General features: G+C 62.2%; 3 protein-coding genes and 1 tRNA gene. All 4 read right to left on the bottom strand.

All coding sequences use genetic code 11. The features are described from left to right. Window positions 1-85 precede the first annotated feature (85 nt). The 4 genes from istB to ABL922_RS14385 all read right to left on the bottom strand — a co-directional run bounded on the left by istB (window position 86) and on the right by ABL922_RS14385 (window position 2886). Window positions 86-865, bottom strand: a complete 780-nt coding sequence (gene istB, locus ABL922_RS14370) for an IS21-like element helper ATPase IstB (RefSeq protein ID WP_349024897.1) — start codon at window positions 863-865, stop codon at window positions 86-88. Then, window positions 855-2375, bottom strand: a complete 1521-nt coding sequence (istA, locus tag ABL922_RS14375) for an IS21 family transposase (protein WP_349024899.1) — start codon at window positions 2373-2375, stop codon at window positions 855-857. Before istA ends, istB begins: the two co-directional genes overlap by 11 nt. Before the next feature lie 90 nt (window positions 2376-2465). Next, entirely contained in the window at window positions 2466-2702 is a 237-nt protein-coding gene (locus ABL922_RS14380) for an Arm DNA-binding domain-containing protein (protein WP_349024898.1), read from the bottom strand. A 107-nt stretch (window positions 2703-2809) separates the two neighbouring features. Then, a tRNA-Met gene (locus ABL922_RS14385) sits at window positions 2810-2886 on the bottom strand. Between the last annotated feature and the right edge of the window lie 22 nt (window positions 2887-2908).

Here is a 2908-nt window from a genome sequence, read left to right on the forward strand (position 1 = left end):
TGTTGATTTGCACTGAGAGTTGGCCCGGGAATTTCATCGAGAAGTGACCCGGGTGGATGCTATGTCCCGCGATGCGGGCATTGGGTCAAGCGGGTGTTTTCTCCTTTCTGGTTTTGGGGGCAGCGGAGCTGGCTCTGAACCGGAAGCTGTCGTTTCCGGTCTCGAGGATGTGGCAATGGTGGGTAAGCCGGTCCAGCAGCGCTGTGGTCATCTTGGCATCGCCGAACACGTCGGCCCATTCGCTGAAGCTGAGGTTGGTGGTGATGACGACGCTGGTGCGCTCGTAAAGCTTGCTGAGCAGGTGGAACAGCAGTGCGCCGCCCGACGGGCTGAACGGCAGGTATCCCAGCTCGTCGAGGATGACGAGGTCGAGGCGCAGCAGGCGTTCGGCAAGCTGGCCTGCCTTGTTCATCGCCTTTTCCTGTTCGAGCGCGTTGACCAGATCGACCGTGGAGTAGAACCGCACCTTCTTGCGGTGATGCTCGACCGCCTGAACACCGAGCGCGGTGGCGATGTGGGTCTTGCCGGTGCCGGGACCGCCTACGGCCACGACATTGTGCGCGCCATCGATGAACTCGCCGCGATGCAGCTGGCGCACCAGAGCCTCGTTCACTTCGCTGGATGCGAAGTCGAACCCGGCCAGGTCCTTGTAGGCCGGGAACCGGGCGGCCTTGATCTGGTAGGCGATGGAGCGGACCTCGCGCTCGGCCATCTCGGCCTTGAGCAGCTGGGAGAGGATCGGAACGGCGGCATCGAACGCAGGCGCGCCTTGTGCAATGAGCTCGGCGACGGCCTGGGCCATGCCATACATCTTGAGGCCGCGCAGCATGACCTCCACAGCAGCGCTGGCGGGATCATGACGCACGAGCGATCTCCCGCAGGTTATCGTAGCGCCCGGCATCGGCGACCGGCTCCTGGACAAGGCGCAGCGCCTGCGGTGCATCGATCGGCGGTGCAGGAGGCGCTTTGCCGTCGGTCAGCCGGTGCAGGATGTTGAGCACATGGGTCTTGGTGGGAACCCCTGCCTCCAGAGCCAGTTCGACCGCGCACAGCACCGCCTGCTCGTCGTGCTGCAGCACCAGCGCCAGGATATCGACCATCTCCCGGTCGCCGCCGGGGCGCTTGAGCAGATATCCCTGCAACTGGCGGAAGGCATCGGGCATCTCGGTGAACGGTGCTCCGTTGCGCAGCGCGCCAGGCTTGCGCTGGATCACCGCCAGATAGTGCCGCCAGTCATAGACGATCCGACCCGGCAGGTGATGGGATCGTGCAATGATCCGGCCATGTTCGCACAGGATCCGGCCCTCGGCGGCGATGACGATCCGCTCGGGGTAGACCCGCAAGCTGACCGGCCGGTTGGCAAAGGACGCCGGCACGCTGTAGCGGTTGCGCTCCAGCGTCACCAGGCAGGTGGGCGATACGCGCTTGGTGTGCTCGACAAAGCCGTCGAAGGGGCGGCCCAGCGGCATCAGGCTGGGGGTCTCTTCTGCATGCACGTCGGCGACAGTGCCGGGCAAGGTGCCATGCTGGATACCAGCCCACTGCGCGATGCAGCGCTCCTCGAGCCAGGCGTTGAGCGCATCGATGTCTGCAAAGCTGGGCATCGGTTGCCACAGACGGCGCCGGGCATCCTGGACGTTCTTCTCAACCTGGCCCTTCTCCCAGCCCGAGGCCGGGTTACAGAACTCCGGCTCGAACAGGTAATGGCTGGCCATCGCGGCAAAGCGTGCGTTGATCTGCCGGGCCTTGCCACTGCCGATCCGATCAACTGCGGTCTTCATGTTATCAAAGATGCCGCGCTGCGGCACCCCGCCCAGCACCCTGAACGCTTGAGTCAAAGCGTCGAACAGCATCTCATGGGTCTGGAGCAGATAGGCCCGCACGATAAACGCCCGGCTGTGCGACAGCTTGGTGTGCGCCACCTGCAACTTGGTCTGCTTGCCGCCCAGAATGGCCCAGTCCTCGCTCCAGTCGAACTGGAATGCCTCGCCAGGCGCAAAGATCAGCGGCACGAACGTTCCGCGGCCTGCGGACTGGGCATCGCGCTGGCGTTCGGCCTTCCACGCACGCACGAAGGCCGCCACACGCCCATAAGAACCGTCGTAGCCCAGAGCCACAAGATCGGCGTGCATCTGCTTGGCCGTGCGCCGCTGCTTGCGCGACTTGCCGATCTCGATCTTCAACCAGCCTGACAGCTTCCCGGCAAACCGGTCCAGCTTGCTCGGCCGATCGGAGACCCTGAACTTGGGCTCCACTGCGCCGCTGCGCAAATACTTGCGGATCGTGTTGCGCGACAGCCCGGTGCGCCGCTCTATCTCCCGGATCGGCATCCCATCACGAAAATGCCAGCGCCGGATTACACTCAATAACGCCATGTCGATCACTCCAATATCCCCCGACGCAACAGCCAGGGGAAAGGTCAGAACATGGGTCACTTCTCAGTGGAAATTTATGCCTCTCCCGGGTCAACTCTCAGTGCAAATCAACACCTTGCCTTCAAATCGATACTTCAAGCGCCAGAGCTTACTTCCGTTTGGCTGAACGAGCAGGAACAATCCGCCTCCATCGGATAGCTTGAAGGCTTGCTCACGAGGTTTGGCATTTTTGGCTGCGGTTTCTGTTAGAGGCATTGGGGGTATCGCTCCTTTCCGATACCCCTCGAGAATACCCCCAAAATACCCCCACACCAAATCCGGCTGCATGCGGAAGCATGCGGACCCAAGCGGACGCGAATCACGCTTAAGTACGTTGATTTAGTGTGATTTTTTGGAATTATGCGGACGTTTGCGGATGTATCCGGAAACGAGAATGGTAGCGGAGGAGGGACTCGAACCCCCGACACGCGGATTATGATTCCGCTGCTCTAACCAGCTGAGCTACTCCGCCTTACCATGGCAGCGCCCCGCGA

It is taken from the genome of Sphingorhabdus sp., assembly GCF_040079335.1.
Lineage (GTDB): Bacteria > Pseudomonadota > Alphaproteobacteria > Sphingomonadales > Sphingomonadaceae > Sphingorhabdus_B.